Here is a 15,036-nt window from a genome sequence, read left to right on the forward strand (position 1 = left end):
CGTGCCGGGTTAGTCGGCTCTATATACCAATGGTTTGTACTTTGGACAGGGCAACGGTGCCCTTGCCGGCCAGGTTGAGCATCAGCTCGCCACCGGTCTGGCTGATCGTCACGCTGTTGACGGTCGCTGGCAGGTAAGTCGCCAGGTCGGTCGCGGTGCCGTTGATCGGTGCGTTGGCCTTGAACGTGTAAGTGCCGACCGGAACCACGGTGCCGGCGGTGTCCTTGCCGTCCCAAGTGAAGCTGGCATCGCCGGCAGCGCGGCTGCCCAGGTCGATGGTGCGCACGGTTTTGCCGTCCTTGTCGGTGATCGTCACGGTGCCGCCGGCAATCGACGAAGGCACGGTGACCGAACCGGTCAGGCCTTTGCTCGGGTCATCGAGCTGGGCGGTGTTGGTCTGCACGATCACGTTGCGACCGACCAGCGACGACGCTTGCAACGCCTGCGACGAGTTGTAGTTGCCGGCAAGGCCACTGACAGTGGAGTTCAGCGTGGTGATGCCTTCAAGGCTGCTGAACTGCGCCAACTGCGCGACGAAGGCGCTGTTGTCCTGCGGGTCGAGCGGATTCTGGTTTTTCAGCTGGGTGACCAGCAATTGCAGGAAAGCATCCTTGCCCAGCGCCTGGCCGCCGGTGGCACTGTTGGTCGCCGAAGCGATGCCGCCCGACGTCGTGCTGCTGGCCTTCTTCGACGAGTTGGCCAGGATGTCGTTCATGCTCAGGCTGCTGGTGGTATCCGTAACGCTCATGGCAGTCGCCCCTTATTACTGACCGAGGGTCAGTACCTTCTGCATCATGGTTTTGGCGGTGTTCATCATTTCCGCGTTGGTCTGGAACGAGCGGCTCGCGGAAATCATGTCAGCCATTTCTTCCACCACGTTGACGTTCGGGTAGTAGACGTAGCCCTTGGCGTCGGCGGCCGGATGGTTCGGCTCGTAGCGCGCTTCGAGGTTGCTCTGGTCTTCGACGACGCCGAGCACCTGCACGCCCTGCCCGGCCGCGTCCTGGTTCTGGAACAGCGAATTGCTGCCGCCGGCCTGGCCGCCCTGGAACATGGTGGCGAACACCGGATGACGGGCGCGGTAGGTCTGGTCGATGCTCGACGAAACGGTTTCGGCGTTGGCGATGTTCGAAGCCACGGTGTTCAGACGCGTGGTCTGCGCGCTCATGCCGCTGCCGGCAATGTTGAAAACGCTGGACAGGGACATGGATTATTCTCCGCGCAGGGCTGACACCAGCCCTTTGAATTTGCTGTTGAGCAAGGTGAAGCTGGCCTGGAAGCCGACAGCGTTTTCCGCGTAGTTCGACTGTTCCAGTTGAGCGTCGACGGTGTTCTGGTCGATCGAAGGCTGCATCGGCGTGCGATACATCAGCGACTCGTCGCCGTTGCCCAGCCCTTCAGCCTCGATGTGCCGGCTGTTGGTCATGTTCAGGGCAAAGTGGCCGCCGGTCTTGGTCTTCTCGGTCTGTGCTTCGAGCACTTTGGAGAAATCCAGATCCCGCGCTTTGTAGTTCGGGGTGTCGGCGTTGGCGATGTTGTTGGCCAGCACTTCGGCACGCTGGGCGCGGAAGCCCAATGCCTTTTCGTGAATGCCCAGCGCTTTGTCGAAGCTGATGCTCATGTCGGGAACCTTCAGGTGACCGGTTTTTCGTATCTGAGCTTTAGCAAGCGCCGTGCCAAATGAACAAAGCCCCGTATTCCGGGGCTTTGCGCCTGACAGGCAAAGCGGCAATGCCAGAAAAGCGGCAACCGGTTACCGCCGGATGCCGCTTTTCTGCCGCTTGCCGTCGTTGCCAGGTCAGCGCAGATCCCTGTGGGAGCGAGCCTGCTCGCGAAGGCGGCGTGTCAGGCGCCAACTGTCTTATGGACAGACCGCTTCCGCGAGCAGGCTCGCTCCCACAGGGGATTCGTGGAAAATAATTCGGGCATAAAAAAAGGAGGCCTTTGCGGGCCTCCCGTTTTTGTATCAGCGCAAACCGCTTATTTCGCCTTGTAAATAATCCCCGGGCTGCACTGAACCATCTGGTAATGATCCGGCAATCCGTTCAGCGCTTCCGAAGCGCCAAGGAACAGATACCCGCCCGGCTTCAACGTGCTGTGAATGCGCAACAGGATGTCCTTCTTCACTTCGGCAGAGAAGTAGATCAGCACGTTGCGGCAGAACACGATGTCGAACTTGCCCAGCGCCGCGTAGCTGTCGAGCAGGTTGAACGAGCGGAATTCCACCCGGCTCTTGATCGGCGCCTTGACCACCCAGCGCCCCGGCCCTTTCGGGTCGAAGTAGCGTTGCAGGCGTTCCGGCGACAGACCGCGACCGATCGCCAGGCTGTCGTACTCGCCGGTCTTGCAGTTGTTGAGCATCAGGCCCGACAGATCGGTGGCAACGATCTGCACACCCATCTTCAACTGACCCAGGTTGCTGCGCTCGAACTCGTCGATCGACATCGACAGCGAGTACGGTTCCTGTCCCGACGAGCAGGCCGCCGACCAGATCCGCAGACGCTGGTTGGGGCTGGCCTTGATCGCTTCCGGCAGTACCTTGTTCTTCAAGACTTCAAACGGATAGGTGTCGCGAAACCACAGGGTTTCGTTAGTCGTCATGGCATCGACCACCTGCTCGCGCAAACCGCTGCGCGGCTGGGTCTGGATGCGCTGCACCAGCTCACCCAGGGACTTGATGCCTTGCTGCTCCATCAGTTTGTTGAGACGGCTCGAGACCAGATACTGCTTGTTTTCACCGAGCAGAATGCCACAGGCTTTTTCCAGGAAGACCCGGAACTGTTCGAAATCCAAATTACCCGTAGACAATGATGCCGCCTCTTAAATCGTGTTGACCGCCAGGGACAGAAGGTCCCTAGCTGATATCTGCTGCTTTGATCCGGTCGACTACCCGGGATGCGAGGTCATCAGGACGGAATTTGGCCAGAAAGTCATCAGCACCGACTTTCTTCACCATCGCCTGATTGAATACCCCCGACAACGAAGTATGCAGGATGATATGGAGCTTTTGCATGCGTGCGTCGCCGCGGATTTCCGCCGTCAGGGTGTACCCGTCCATCTCCGGCATCTCGATGTCGGAAATCATCATCAGGAACTCTTCTTCCGGCTTCTTGCCCTCGTCGACCAGCTTGCGCAGGTAATCCAGCGCCTGCTTGCCGTCGTTCAGCGCCACCACTTCGACACCGATGGTCTGCAGACAACGCGTGACCTGCTTGCGCGCCACCGACGAGTCATCGACCGTCAGCACCCGCAGCGACAATGCCTTGGTCTGCGTCTCGACATCGACCACGCCCACCGAAATCGCTTCCGGCGTCGGCGCCACTTCGGCCAGCACCTTCTCGACGTCGATGATTTCGACCAACTGGTTGTCGACCCGCGTCACAGCGGTCAGGTAGTGATCGCGACCGGTACCCTTGGGTGGCGGATGGATCTCTTCCCAGTTCATGTTGACGATGCGCTCCACCGAGCGGACCAGGAAACCCTGGGTCTTGGTGTTGTACTCCGTGATGATCACGAACGGACTGTTCTTGTCTTTCAACGCACCGGAGCCCGTTGCCATTGCCAGATCCAGGATCGGAATGGTCGCTCCCCGTATATTCGCTACCCCGCACACGACAGGACTGGATTTGGGCATCAACGTCAGCGACGGGCATTGCAACACTTCCCGTACCTTGAACACGTTGATCCCATAGAGCTGCGGCCCGTCGAGACGGAACAACAGCAGCTCGAGGCGATTCTGCCCTACCAGTTGCGTGCGCTGGTTCACCGAATCCATTACACCAGCCATGCCCAGACTCCTACACCAACGCCAAGTGTTGTTGCGACGCACATTCATTGCTAAACGGCACGGCGCTTGCTTTTTAACTCGTATGAACGCTCAAACGACATTTTCCCGACGCCTGACATCTTCCCTTCGCAAAGGGCTTTGCGCGGTGTCCGCCGTTTGCTGCTTGCTTGCTGGCAGTCCTGCCCATGCAGATGCGGTTACCTTGCCTGATATGCTTATCGGCGTGACTCAGGGCTTTCTTGAATTCACCGTAGAAGACTATTTGGCTTCCAGTCAAACCGAAGGCCGCTACGAAATCGAAGTCAACCAGCTCGACCCGCGCATGCGCATGCCCATGTGCGACAAGGAATTGACAGCCACGCTGGAGAGCCCGGCACGCCCGCTGGGCCGCGTCACGGTGAAGGTTCGCTGCGAAGGCAGTTCGCCCTGGACGGTGTTCGTACCCGCTCAAGTCCGCCTGTTTCGCGAGATCGTGACGACCACTCGTCCGCTGAAACGCGCCGGCATTATCGAGCCGCAGGACGTGACCTTGCGCGAGCGCGACGTCAGCACGATCAACCAGGGTTTCCTGACCTCGGTCGACGAAGCGATCGGGCAGAAACTTACCCGACCAACGGTCGCCGATCAGGTCATCACACTGGTGCATCTGGAACAGGCCGAAGTGGTCCGCAAGGGTGATCAGGTGGTGATCACTGCGCGCAGCGGCACCCTTGCCGTACGCATGCCGGGGGAAGCGCTCTCCAATGGCGGGATGAAAGAACAGATTCGAGTAAAAAACCTTAATTCTCAGAGAGTTATCAAGGCGCAGGTGATTGCGCCGGGACAGGTCGAAGTGGCCATGTAAAAGCCTCGTGGAGAAAACTGGCGCCGATCCCGTCGCTTCCCTAAACTGTGCCGCAGCAGGTCTCGCAACGGCGCATGCAAGCTTATGGTTGATTGGGCCTAAAGTTTTTCAGGGGATAGCCGAAAACATGGCAAGCGTCCAAATTCCCAGAGGTTTTTTATCATGGTTATCGATTTCAACCGATTGAACAGTTCCTCGTCACTAACCGGCAGCACACGTACCAGCAACGCCAAGGAAAGCGCTGAAAACAGCCCCTCCGCGCCGCTGAATACCCAGGCCGAACAGGCCAATGTCGCCAAAAGCGGGGAGTCGGTACACCTCAGCAATGAGGCTCAACAGTTGCAGAAGGTCACTGACAAGCTGCGCGATCAGCCTGCTGTCGACAAAGCCCGTGTGGCCGAGTTGAAAGCCGCGATTGCCGATGGCAGCTATAAAGTCGACAGCAACCGTGTAGCCAGCAAACTGCTCAACTTCGAAGCCCAGCGCTAGGCTTTTGCCGGCGCCAGGCTTTTGGACGCTTAAACCCCAAGGCCAGCCATGCACGACACTAACTTATTGCAACTGATCAACGACGACTTTGCTCCAGCGCAACAATTGCTGGAGTTATTGCAAACCGAATCCCTCGCTTTGCATGGTCGCGACATGCCGTTGCTGGAAGAAATTCTGGCGACCAAGCAAGCGTTGATCATTCTGCTCGAGCAGCATGGCCGCAAGCGCAGCGAAATCCTCGCCAGCCTCAACCTGCCGACCGATCGCACAGGTCTTGAGCAACTGGCCAGCCAGTCGAGCATTGGCGACCAGTTGCTGACCCAGGGCGATGCCCTGACCGCGCTGATCGCCCAATGCCAGGCAGCCAACGTCAAGAATGGCCAGTCGATCCAGATCCAGCAGGCGACCACGGCCAACCAGCTGAAGATCCTCACCGGCGGTGAGCCGCCAGCGCTGTACGACGCCAGCGGCACCTTTGCCAAACCGGTCAAGCCGCGAACGCTCAGCCAGGCATGAGCCATTCGCTGACCCTGCACTATCCACTCGCGCAACATGCTGGCAAAATACTGGCCAGTCGTAGTCTTATTTTGTCTGGAGATTGAAGAACCGTGTCCAACACCCTAAGCGCGGATGATGCTCCGCAGCCTCCGAAGGTGCTCACCACGCCACTGGAAATCTCCAGCAACCTGCGCCAGCTGCAAGACAGCCACGATCCACTGATCATCACCTTCCATGAACGCAGCCAGCGTTTTCAGAGTTACCTGATCAAGGTCGACCGCGAAACCGCGACGATCGCCCTGGACGAAATGATCCCGCGCGATGGCGAGCGCTTCCTGCAAGCGGGCGAACCGTTCAAGGTCGAAGGCTTTCATGACGGCGTGCGCATCGCTTGGGAATGCAACGGCACGCTGAACATCGAAGAATCCGACGGCGACCGTTTTTACACCGGCGACCTGCCGAGCGAAGTGGTCTACCACCAGCGCCGCAACGCCTTCCGCGCTGCGTTGAAACTCACCGACCTGGTCAGCGTTGAACTGGGCGGCGAAAAGCTCAAGGTTCCTCTGCACGGCAAGCTGCTGGACATCTCCGCCACCGGCTGCAAATTCCGTTTCGAAGGCGACATCACTGATCGCCTGCAACTGGGCCAGGTCTACGACCGCCTGATCGCCCCGCCGCTGTTCGGCAATCAGCCAACATCGGTCGAGCTGCGCTACCTGCACTTCGAAGAAAAACTCAACATCACCTTCGCCGGTCTGCGCTTCCACAACATCAGTGGCCAGGCTGCGCGCAACGTCGAGCGTTTCGTTTACCAGTTGCAGCGTGAAGCACGGCGTTTCGACAAAGACGATCTCTGAGTCGCAGCGACAAATAAAAAGGGCAGTCGTGTGCGGGACTGCCCTTTTTTATGCGCCGGTGTTTATCTTCGGCTCAGGGCCTGCCACCACTGATATCCGGCGCAGGCTTGTCGTCATCGCCGCTGTCCTGCTCGGTTTCAACGACTGCATCCGGCTGCACTTCGGGCTCAGGCTCAGGATTGACCGGCGCCGGATCCTGCACCATCTGCTCCTGCACGACCTGCTCATCAACACGCGGATCGAGCGCCGCCACCAGCGGCGAACTCGACATGCTGTCCGGCATTGCCACGTGATGCAGCGGTGCGTCGTCGACCTGATGCAGGTTGGTCACTGCTTTCGGACGAATCCGCCAGACCAGCACCAGCGCGAAGAAACTGAAGAACGCATACAGGCTCTGACTGCCGAGAAACTTCATCAGCACACCCGCGAGCAGCGGCCCGATGCTCGCACCAACACCATAAGTCACCAGCAGCATGGCGGTCAGCGACACGCGGCGATCGCCTTCGACGTGGTCGTTGGAAAACGCCACCGCCAGCGGATACAGGCAGAATTGCACCAGCGAACAGAAGAAGCCAACGACGAACAGCACCTCCAGCGGCACCTGCGGCATGATCGCCAACGGCAACGCCGCCACCGCCAGAAACCCGGCAAAGCAGCGAATCAGCAATGCGCGGTCATAACGGTCGGACAACCAGCCCAACGGCCACTGCACCAGCAAGCCGGCAAAAATGCAGCTACCCATGAACAGACCGACCTGCTCGGTCGTCAGCCCCTGTTGCGAGGCGTACAGCGGCGCCAGACCGTAGAACGAACCGATGATCAAACCGGCGCCGAGCACCGTGCTCAGCGATTGCGGCACACGTTTGATAAAGAAGCGCGGCTCCATCGGCGCGGGGTGCAGAGGCGCCGGGTGAATCCGTCGAGTCAGCGTCACGGGCACCAGGCACAGGGCAAAGCACAGCGCCACCAGCATCAGCAGTTCCAGCCCGAGGCCGGGATGCATGACCAGAATCAGCTGGCCCAGCACCAGGCCCAGATAAGAGGCGATCATGTAACCGCTGAACACCAGGCCACGCTGATTGGCATCGGCCTGCTCGTTGAGCCAGCTCTCGATGACCATGTACTGACACATCATGCCCAGACCGACGATCGTCCGCAGCACCAGCCACGCCGGCAGCCAGTCCACCAGACCATGACCGAGCACCGCCGCGCCGACGATCCCCGCACACGCCGAGTAGGCACGGATATGCCCGACCCGGGCGATCAGGCGATGGCCGATCTTGCCGCCCAGCACCAGACCGAAATAGTTGGCCGCCATCAGCGCACCGACCCACAGCCCGTCGACATTGTCGGCGGCCAGACGCAAAGCCAGATAAGTAGAAAGAAGGCCTGAGCCGATCAACATCATCAGCGAGGCGAAATACAGCGCTCGAAAGGATTTCCAGATTTGGCGCATCGGCGTTCCGAGCGGCTCCTTGCAGTAAATACCGGGCGGTCAGATCGACAGCCCGGCAGCAGCGATACGTCAGGCCTGGGCGGCCAGCACACGGCGCTCCCAGGGAGTGATTTCATCAAAGAAGCTGGTCAACTCCATGGTCTTCGAAGCGATGTAGCCTTCGATGAACTCCGACCCGAACAGTTCCCTCGCCAACTGGCTACGTTTCAGACGCTCCAGCGCGGCGTGCAAGGTACACGGCAAGGCCAGATTATCCGGCACGGCGAACTCACCCTGGATTGCCGCGCTCGGCTCCAGTTCCTGTTCGATGCCATGCAAACCCGCAGCCAGACTGGCGGCGATCGCCAGATAAGGGTTGGCGTCGGCGCCCGGCAGACGATTTTCGACCCGACGTGCGACCGGCGAGCTGGCGGGAATACGCAAGCCGGCGGCGCGATTGTCATGGGACCAGCAGGCATTGTTGGGCGACGCGTACGGATGACACAGGCGCTGATAGGAATTCACGTTGGGCGCAAACAGTGCGGTGAAATCGGCGAGGCCTGCCTGTTGCCCGCCGATGAAGTGGCGGAACATCGACGTCGGCTCGCCGTTCGAGTCAGTGAAGACATTCTTGCCGCTGCCGATCTCAACGATGCTCTGGTGAATATGCATCGAACTGCCCGGCGTGTGCGCCAGCGGTTTGGCCATGCACACCACGCTCAGGCCATGCTTGAGCGCGACCTCCTTGAGCAGATGCTTGAACAGGAACGTCTGATCGGCCAGCAGCAGCGGATCGCCGTGCAGCAGATTGATCTCGAACTGGCTGACGCCCATTTCATGCATGAACGTGTCGCGCGGCAGGCCGAGGGCGGCCATGCATTTATACACTTCGCTGAAGAACGGCCGCAGGCCGTTGTTGGAACTGACGCTGAAGGCCGACTGGCCATCCTCGCGGCGGCCGTCGAGGCCCACCGGCGGACGGAACGGCTGAGTCGGATCGGTGTTCGGTGCGAAGACAAAAAATTCCAGTTCGGTCGCCACCACCGGCGCCAGACCGTGCGCGGCGTAACGGGCGATGACCGCTTTGAGCTGGCCACGGGTCGAGAGACTTGAGCTCCCCCCGCTCAGTTCGTCGGCGTCGCAAATCGCCATGGCACGTGGCTCGTCGCTCCAGGGCAAACGGTGAATCTGCGCAGGATCGGCGACCAGCGCCAGATCGCCGTCATCGCTGCCGTAGAACCGCGCCGGCGGATAGCCGCCCATGATGCATTGCAGCAGCACACCCCGCGCCAACTGCAAACGCCGCCCCTCGAGGAAACCCTCGGCGGTCATCACCTTGCCCCGTGGCACACCGTTCAGATCCGGGGTGACACATTCAATCTCATCAATGCCGGTCAATCGCTGCGCGAGTGAACCCTGGCCATCGGTTGTCATGACGCAATCCTTGTTGTTGTGCGAGCCGCGAACGGCGACCCGGACAAAATAGGCTGCGGCTGTTCGGAATATCAAGCAGCGCCCACAAAAATCCCGATCTTGTGCAGGAGACGTAGGAGCTGACGAGTGCAACGAGGCTGCGATCTTTTGATCTTGCTTTTTAAAATCAACAGATCGCAGCCTTCGGCAGCTCCTACACCAGACCTCAGGGCAAGTAGAGGCTGAACACCCCACCGCCCAACGGCCCGCCATTGCTGATTTCGGTGCGCCCTTCCACGCCGTTGCGCTGATGCAGCGCCGCGATGCGATTGGCGAAATACAGACCGAGGCCGGTGCTGCCGCTGCTGTGATTGATGCCCTGCACATAATCGGCCTGACGCTCGAGCATCTCTGCTGGATAGCCGTCGCCGTCGTCGTTGATGCTCAGCACCAATTGCCCGGCTTCGTCGCTGACGGTGATCAGCAGCGACTCGCGGGCGTAACGGATCGCATTGTTGATGCAGTTGCCGAGCACCGAGGCGATCAGCTCGCGATCGAAGAAACCCAGCGGGCTCAACGGGTCGACTTCATAAGTGGCGATGATGCCGCGACTGGCAAACACTTCCTGATGCGCGGCCAGTTGCGCCTCGATGAAATCGTCGAGTTCGTGATACGCCGGCTGCAGCGGCAACTGATTCACGCCAAGTTTGTACAGCCCCAGCAACTGCACGAGCATGCCGTTGAGGTGGGCGAACTCGAAGTCGATCACGCCCTGCTCCGAGCCGTCGCGCAGCTCTTTCGGCAGACGCGCCAGCCATTGGCTGTGCGCCTGCATCAGCATGGCCAGGGAGTTCTTCATGTCGTGAACGGTGGAGGCAATCACCGTGGAAAAATCCAGCGCCGGATCTATTGGGTTCATTCGCCAAACGCCTTGCTTTTCAGCTTCTGATAACGCGCAAACCGCGCGTCGGTGTCGGGCATCAGGCCCACCAGTTTCAGGCAGGCCCGACATTCTTCCAGCTCCGCCGACGGCACACTGGTGTCGGTGCCGTGCAGCAGCGACTGGGCCAGGTTCAGCGCGATACTGATGTTTTTCGGTTGCAGCTTGAGCGCCTTGCGGAACACTTCGCGGGCCTCGACCAGATTGCCGGTCTTGTACACGCGCACGCCCTGGCGGTTGAGGTCGGCCGCAGCGTTGCTCGAACTGAGAATCGTCGGATCGTCGGTGAGCTTGGCGATGTCTTTCATCACCGCCGGGTCATCACCGTAAATCTCCGCGCAGCTCTTGAGCATCGAAGTGCCCGCCTCGGCCTGACCGAGCATCTGCAACTGCTTGGCCACCAGCAACGCCGCCTCGGGACTCATGAATTGTTCCATGCCATCGAGGCGCATCAGTGCTTGTTCGGTGAGTTTGTCGGCGGTTTCGGCGTCGTTGAGCAACAGGCTGGTGGCTTTCATCAAACGCGCGCGAATTTGCAGGCCGGGATCGCTCGGGTTTTCTTTGGCCACGGCGCTGAGGGTGGTATTGATCTCCAGTCGCGTACGCGTGTCGAGCCCGCGATCGCTGCCCTTGCTGATCAGCGCGTGCGCCAGGCCGAGATTGCTTTCCGGGTCCTTGAAACGCGACTGCGCGCCCTGCGCCACGGCCTGACGATAAGCACGCGAGGCGGTTTCGAAATCTTCGTTGGCCATGGCCAATTTGCCGAGCAGCGCCTGGCGGCGCACCGCCAGCGGCGACAGACGGATCGCTTCTTCGAGCACCCGCTGCGCGCCTTTGCTGTCGCCTTCGGCCACCAGCACATCGGCCATGCCGTCATACAGCGCCGGCATCATCGGGAAGACTTTCAAGGCCTTTTCATAGACATCTTTGGCCTGCGAGACCTGCCCGCGCCTGAACAGCAACTTGCCCAATCCAGCGAAGGCCCACGGCAACGGCCGGTCGGCAATGATGCCGTCATAGAGCCGCTCCAGCGCTTCGTTCTGGTTCATGTCACGCAGGGCGTCGGCGCGGTAGCGCAGGCACAGCGGCGAATAGCGGATGTCCTGTTTGCACAACGCAATACAGGCATTGAGCACCTCGACCGGCTTACCGCGATCGAGGGCCTGCAGAATCGGTTTGAGCAACGTCTTGCGTTGCTCCAGACGCTCAAGCCGCTGGGCCAGCCCGGAACGGTTGAACGGCTTGGTCAGGTACGCATCCGGCTCGTGCTCCAGCGCGCTGAGCACCATCGCCTGACTGGTCTCAGCGGTGACCATGACGAAAACGGCTTCGTGACTGATGAGCTTTTCCGACATCAGGTCTTCGAGCACCTGCTGGCCGTTCTTCTTGCCGTCGCCGAGGTGGAAGTCCTGAAGAATGAAATCGTAGGACTTCTGCGAACACATCTTCAGCGCCTGCTCGCCAGTGTCGGCAGTATCGACATCCTTGACGCCGAGCTCACGCAACATCGAACGCACGGAACTGCGGAAATCGGAAAAATCATCGACGATCAGAAAGCTTTTTTGGTGATACGACGACATCGAAGATTTCCAGGCAATTGAAGAAAACGAACCGAGGCGATTTCAGGCGCGCAGATGATAGCTGGAGGCCATGCGCCATCAAGCGATTTCGCGCGAGCCTGAACTCACCGTTCGGGTTATCGGCCAAAAGTGCCGGGGCCTGAGGGTGGAGCTTCAAGAATGTTGCCTGGAGTATTACTCTGCGCGCCTGCTCAAGGATTTGCATAAGGACTGAATCGTGTACATCAAGGGACACTACATCCTGTCAGCGTGTTTGCTTGTCTTTATCCAGCAAGCGACAGCGGCGGCGATGGATTGCAAAAAAGCGGCGAACGACGTGGAAAACATGATTTGCGCGAATAAATCGCTGTATGAGCTAGACGCGCAGATGGGCACGCTGTATCGCCAACTGATGACAACTGCCACAGCGACGCAACCTGAGCTCAAGCGCACCCAGCGCGCCTGGCTAAAAACCCGCAATGCCTGCGCAGTCGATGTCGCTTGCCTGGATGGCAGCTACCGCCAGCGCCTGCAAGCATTGCAGGCACAGTGGACGCAAGCCGCAATGTGGCAGCCGGACGCCGTGGATGTTCAGGCGATGAACGATCTGCAGGAAAGCATTCGTGCCGAGAGCAAAAACCACCCGGAATTTGCCCTGGAACATGCCTTGGCCGCACGGGCTTTCGAGTCTTCGCAGACATCTTTCGCGGGCGATCCAGTCGACAGCTACGGCGAGCAAACCAGCTTCCCCAAGTCGCGTCCCAAAGGCGTGAGCGAGGACGAATGGAAAGCATTGAACGCCTCAAGCATCGACGGCGCCGCCGAGACCGGACGGTCTTCCTACGCACTGCTGGATCTGGACAATGATGGCCAGCGCGACCTTATCGTCGACACATACGCAGGCGGCACCGGCTTGTTCACCTACGTGGAAACCTGGCGCCGCACGGGCGAGCGGTTCGTCAAAAGATCGGTCGAGCCGGAAAGCTCGCTGTTCTACACCAACGACCGTGGCGCCAATCAGGCAATCAGCTGGATCAAGCTTCACGACAGAATCTATGCCGCCTACCGAAACGGCGCCTACGGTGTCGACAACCTGTATCTGCTCAATCCGCTGAAGGTCAACCGTCAGGTGCCGACGGTGTCCGTGCGTTACAGTTACGCCCTGCAGGTGCCCACGACTCAACATAAAGAGGATGGCACCAGCACCTACGAGCTTGACGCGGAACTGCACGGGGCACTCGAACACGCCATCACCCAGGCAATGAAAGTCGCATCGGAATCAACCGCTAACGCGCCCCTTTGCCCTATTCCTCCCACGGGTGCCGGAGACGACGATTACTACAGCTACGGTCCAGGGCACTACACCATCGAAAAGATCGCTGATTTGCCGGTAATGATCGGCGGCGAATGCTACATCGGAGCGCTGATTGACTGGTTCGGCAGTTACAGCGAAAAGACGGGGTTATTCGCTCAACTGGCCGTGCGCAAGCCGGGCGTCGAGGCGAGCGGGACTACTTACGAAGTCCACGGCCGTCGGCATGTCACCGACGTCAGCAGCACTCTCGGCAAAGTCGAACTGAACGGCGACTGATCGTCAGTCAGCACCGGCGCAAATGCCCCGATGCAACGGCAGAGGTGGGACCCCGGAGTTTGTAACAGTGCAAAACGCCTGTTCGTCGACCAAACCAAAAAGCCCCGTCGCAATGGATAAATGCGACGGGGCTTTTCGTTTTCAAGAAGTGGTGTCCCAGGCGGGGTTCGAACCTGCAACCTTCCCCTTAGGAGGGGGATGCTCTATCCAATTGAGCTACTGAGACACTGATTGAAGCGCGCTGTACGCGGGGCGACAGACGGCGTGCATGTTAACGGCCGGCCCCTGTTTTGTCATGTCGTCCGTAGGGCTTTTTAAGTGTAGGCAGGCGCCGTGCAAGATTGCGGGAACTTTTACCGGGCAATTTGCACTACGCGAAAAAGCGGTCATTGCAGTTTGCAATCAGTGCCGCCCGAAAAACCTTACCAAACCCTTGTTTTTAAAGGACTTATCAGCCGTTACACTGTTGGCACGGCGACTGCTATGGCTGTTCTATCAAAAAGAACAATTTGGAGCGTCGTGCCATGAACAGCACCCTCTTGCTTGCAAACGCAGCGGCATTGGCCTTCTTGCTCGGATCGCATTTTTTTCCCAAGGCGGACATCGAGCAGCCAGTGGCGCAGCGCATGCCGCATTACTTGCAGGTGCAGAAAGCGCCGCAGTGGGCGGTGCTGAGTGAGCGCAGCGACGCTTCTACACAAATGGTCAGCGAGCCTGAGCAAGCCTCGGCGCCAATCACCGAACGTCTGGTTTTTTGAAATATCTTCAGGAGTACAACATGTCCAAATCGGCGACAGGATTTCTCATCCTCGCTTTACTGAGTGGCGTTACCCACCTGGCGCTGTTCGAGGAGACAGAAGTCACCTTGCCTCTGGTTGGCTGTGGCGTGTTTGCGGTGCTGTTTGTGCTGGCGCTGATTGCAGGGCGCAAGATCAAGTTCGATCCGGTTCTGCGTTGAGCCGAACCAATTCCAATAGCGAAGAGACCGCGATAGCAAGGTCAACAGAGTTGTCGATCTGATGAACGGGGCTGTCGCTGGATCTTCGGTCTTTGAACAACGCATTGCGAGCCAGCCTCGCATCGATTTGCTCAGGGGTCTCCCGACCACGGCTGAGCAAGCGCTTGCGCAGGACCTCATCGTTGACTGTCAGCAGAATCGGCACCAGGGTTGGATATTTCTCCATTGCTTGACGCAGGTTCGCTCTCGACCCGTTAACCAATACGTGCCGGCCCGCTTGCAACCATTCATCCATTTCCCTTGGAATGCCGTAAGAGAGGCCGTTGGCTTGCCAGGCTAAGGAAAAAGCGCCAGCGTGCTGTCGCCGGTCGAACTCTTCAGGCGTCACGCCGATTGCATCTTCGCCGACTGACTCCGCCGATCGGGTAATCACCCGGCGCATCACTTCACAGTTCAACTCACGCAGTGGCTCACGCGCTGCTTCGATCAGGCTGTCCTTGCCCGAACCGGACGGCCCCATCAGGTAAAAAAGCTTGCCATCCATCCCGAAAACGCCCTCCGACGGGTCCTGCCTCTAGTAAATCGGCAAATTGCCACTATCCTGTACACATAGGGATCAAGAATAGCGAGCCGCATAGCATGCACGTTCTAAGGTCTTCGGACAT

Annotated in this window: 17 protein-coding genes and 1 tRNA gene; 7 read left to right on the top strand and 11 right to left on the bottom strand. The window is 59.3% G+C overall.

Going from position 1 to position 15,036, the window contains the following annotated elements; all coding sequences use genetic code 11:
* Positions 1-19: 19 nt before the first annotated feature.
* The 5 genes from flgD to AB4N41_RS01765 form a co-directional block, all read right to left on the bottom strand.
* Positions 20-748 carry a flagellar hook assembly protein FlgD gene (gene flgD, locus AB4N41_RS01745; protein WP_016773615.1) on the bottom strand — a complete coding sequence of 243 codons (729 nt, stop codon included), beginning with the start codon at positions 746-748 and terminating at the stop codon, positions 20-22.
* Positions 749-763: 15 nt separating this feature from the next.
* Positions 764-1,207, bottom strand: a complete 444-nt coding sequence (gene flgC, locus AB4N41_RS01750) for a flagellar basal body rod protein FlgC (RefSeq protein WP_016773614.1) — start codon at positions 1,205-1,207, stop codon at positions 764-766.
* Positions 1,208-1,210: 3 nt separating this feature from the next.
* Positions 1,211-1,621 (bottom strand): flagellar basal body rod protein FlgB, encoded by a 411-nt coding sequence (flgB, locus tag AB4N41_RS01755; protein WP_016773613.1) that lies wholly within the window; start codon positions 1,619-1,621, stop codon positions 1,211-1,213.
* 359 nt (positions 1,622-1,980) lie between these two features.
* Complete coding sequence (gene cheR / locus AB4N41_RS01760; RefSeq protein WP_016773612.1) at positions 1,981-2,808, bottom strand: protein-glutamate O-methyltransferase CheR; 828 nt, start codon at positions 2,806-2,808, stop codon at positions 1,981-1,983.
* Between the two features lie 46 nt (positions 2,809-2,854).
* Positions 2,855-3,787: a chemotaxis protein CheV gene (locus tag AB4N41_RS01765; protein ID WP_016773611.1), complete on the bottom strand. Its 933-nt coding sequence runs from the start codon at positions 3,785-3,787 to the stop codon at positions 2,855-2,857.
* An 82-nt stretch (positions 3,788-3,869) separates the two neighbouring features.
* Here AB4N41_RS01765 and flgA point away from each other — a divergent pair, with 82 nt between their 5' ends.
* From flgA to AB4N41_RS01785, 4 genes are all read left to right on the top strand, one after another.
* Positions 3,870-4,631: a flagellar basal body P-ring formation chaperone FlgA gene (flgA, locus tag AB4N41_RS01770; RefSeq protein ID WP_073472167.1), complete on the top strand. Its 762-nt coding sequence runs from the start codon at positions 3,870-3,872 to the stop codon at positions 4,629-4,631.
* A gap of 162 nt (positions 4,632-4,793) precedes the next feature.
* Positions 4,794-5,120, top strand: coding sequence for a flagellar biosynthesis anti-sigma factor FlgM (gene flgM, locus AB4N41_RS01775; RefSeq protein ID WP_016773609.1), 327 nt, complete (start codon positions 4,794-4,796; stop codon positions 5,118-5,120).
* 48 nt (positions 5,121-5,168) lie between these two features.
* Positions 5,169-5,636: a flagella synthesis protein FlgN gene (locus AB4N41_RS01780; RefSeq protein ID WP_041479278.1), complete on the top strand. Its 468-nt coding sequence runs from the start codon at positions 5,169-5,171 to the stop codon at positions 5,634-5,636.
* A 92-nt stretch (positions 5,637-5,728) separates the two neighbouring features.
* The gene (locus AB4N41_RS01785) at positions 5,729-6,475 is read left to right on the top strand and encodes a flagellar brake protein (protein WP_041479276.1); all 747 of its coding nucleotides are present in this window, start codon (positions 5,729-5,731) and stop codon (positions 6,473-6,475) included.
* 73 nt (positions 6,476-6,548) lie between these two features.
* On the opposite strand, the gene AB4N41_RS01790 is transcribed toward AB4N41_RS01785, so the two are convergent.
* From AB4N41_RS01790 to AB4N41_RS01805, 4 genes are all read right to left on the bottom strand, one after another.
* Entirely contained in the window at positions 6,549-7,931 is a 1,383-nt protein-coding gene (locus AB4N41_RS01790) for an MFS transporter (RefSeq protein ID WP_252876748.1), read from the bottom strand.
* Positions 7,932-8,000: 69 nt separating this feature from the next.
* The gene (locus AB4N41_RS01795; protein WP_172834031.1) at positions 8,001-9,242 is read right to left on the bottom strand and encodes a glutamine synthetase family protein; all 1,242 of its coding nucleotides are present in this window, start codon (positions 9,240-9,242) and stop codon (positions 8,001-8,003) included.
* Between the two features lie 307 nt (positions 9,243-9,549).
* Positions 9,550-10,242, bottom strand: coding sequence for a sensor histidine kinase (locus tag AB4N41_RS01800; protein WP_016773604.1), 693 nt, complete (start codon positions 10,240-10,242; stop codon positions 9,550-9,552).
* Positions 10,239-11,843, bottom strand: coding sequence for a response regulator (locus AB4N41_RS01805; RefSeq protein WP_252876749.1), 1,605 nt, complete (start codon positions 11,841-11,843; stop codon positions 10,239-10,241). The genes AB4N41_RS01800 and AB4N41_RS01805 overlap by 4 nt, the downstream gene beginning before the upstream one ends.
* Positions 11,844-12,060: 217 nt before the next feature.
* Between AB4N41_RS01805 and AB4N41_RS01810 the strand changes: the two genes are divergently transcribed.
* Positions 12,061-13,413: a lysozyme inhibitor LprI family protein gene (locus AB4N41_RS01810; RefSeq protein ID WP_252876750.1), complete on the top strand. Its 1,353-nt coding sequence runs from the start codon at positions 12,061-12,063 to the stop codon at positions 13,411-13,413.
* A gap of 149 nt (positions 13,414-13,562) precedes the next feature.
* Here the strand turns inward: AB4N41_RS01810 and AB4N41_RS01815 are convergent.
* Positions 13,563-13,639: transfer RNA gene (locus AB4N41_RS01815), tRNA-Arg, on the bottom strand.
* A 298-nt stretch (positions 13,640-13,937) separates the two neighbouring features.
* Here AB4N41_RS01815 and AB4N41_RS01820 point away from each other — a divergent pair.
* Both AB4N41_RS01820 and AB4N41_RS01825 read left to right on the top strand, forming a co-directional pair.
* Positions 13,938-14,171, top strand: coding sequence for a hypothetical protein (locus AB4N41_RS01820; RefSeq protein ID WP_252876751.1), 234 nt, complete (start codon positions 13,938-13,940; stop codon positions 14,169-14,171).
* A gap of 20 nt (positions 14,172-14,191) precedes the next feature.
* Positions 14,192-14,371 carry a PA3371 family protein gene (locus AB4N41_RS01825; protein WP_016773599.1) on the top strand — a complete coding sequence of 60 codons (180 nt, stop codon included), beginning with the start codon at positions 14,192-14,194 and terminating at the stop codon, positions 14,369-14,371.
* On the opposite strand, the gene phnN is transcribed toward AB4N41_RS01825, so the two are convergent.
* Complete coding sequence (gene phnN, locus AB4N41_RS01830; protein WP_252876752.1) at positions 14,346-14,915, bottom strand: phosphonate metabolism protein/1,5-bisphosphokinase (PRPP-forming) PhnN; 570 nt, start codon at positions 14,913-14,915, stop codon at positions 14,346-14,348. The two genes, AB4N41_RS01825 and phnN, sit on opposite strands and share 26 nt — an antisense overlap.
* Positions 14,916-15,036: the final 121 nt, after the last annotated feature.

This window comes from Pseudomonas sp. S2_A10 (assembly GCF_054668465.1).

What these genes read in the sequence shown, in the direction of transcription:
- flgA (WP_073472167.1), top strand. Translation starts at nt 3,870, where the DNA reads ATGAACGCTCAAACGACATTTTCCCGACGCCTGACATCTTCCCTTCGC.
- flgB (WP_016773613.1), bottom strand. Translation starts at nt 1,621, where the DNA reads ATGAGCATCAGCTTCGACAAAGCGCTGGGCATTCACGAAAAGGCATTG.
- AB4N41_RS01805 (WP_252876749.1), bottom strand. Translation starts at nt 11,843, where the DNA reads ATGTCGTCGTATCACCAAAAAAGCTTTCTGATCGTCGATGATTTTTCC.
- AB4N41_RS01825 (WP_016773599.1), top strand. Translation starts at nt 14,192, where the DNA reads ATGTCCAAATCGGCGACAGGATTTCTCATCCTCGCTTTACTGAGTGGC.
- AB4N41_RS01820 (WP_252876751.1), top strand. Translation starts at nt 13,938, where the DNA reads ATGAACAGCACCCTCTTGCTTGCAAACGCAGCGGCATTGGCCTTCTTG.
- AB4N41_RS01795 (WP_172834031.1), bottom strand. Translation starts at nt 9,242, where the DNA reads ATGACCGCCGAGGGTTTCCTCGAGGGGCGGCGTTTGCAGTTGGCGCGG.
- phnN (WP_252876752.1), bottom strand. Translation starts at nt 14,915, where the DNA reads ATGGATGGCAAGCTTTTTTACCTGATGGGGCCGTCCGGTTCGGGCAAG.
- AB4N41_RS01790 (WP_252876748.1), bottom strand. Translation starts at nt 7,931, where the DNA reads ATGCGCCAAATCTGGAAATCCTTTCGAGCGCTGTATTTCGCCTCGCTG.
- AB4N41_RS01765 (WP_016773611.1), bottom strand. Translation starts at nt 3,787, where the DNA reads ATGGCTGGTGTAATGGATTCGGTGAACCAGCGCACGCAACTGGTAGGG.
- flgC (WP_016773614.1), bottom strand. Translation starts at nt 1,207, where the DNA reads ATGTCCCTGTCCAGCGTTTTCAACATTGCCGGCAGCGGCATGAGCGCG.
- AB4N41_RS01780 (WP_041479278.1), top strand. Translation starts at nt 5,169, where the DNA reads ATGCACGACACTAACTTATTGCAACTGATCAACGACGACTTTGCTCCA.
- flgM (WP_016773609.1), top strand. Translation starts at nt 4,794, where the DNA reads ATGGTTATCGATTTCAACCGATTGAACAGTTCCTCGTCACTAACCGGC.
- flgD (WP_016773615.1), bottom strand. Translation starts at nt 748, where the DNA reads ATGAGCGTTACGGATACCACCAGCAGCCTGAGCATGAACGACATCCTG.
- AB4N41_RS01800 (WP_016773604.1), bottom strand. Translation starts at nt 10,242, where the DNA reads ATGAACCCAATAGATCCGGCGCTGGATTTTTCCACGGTGATTGCCTCC.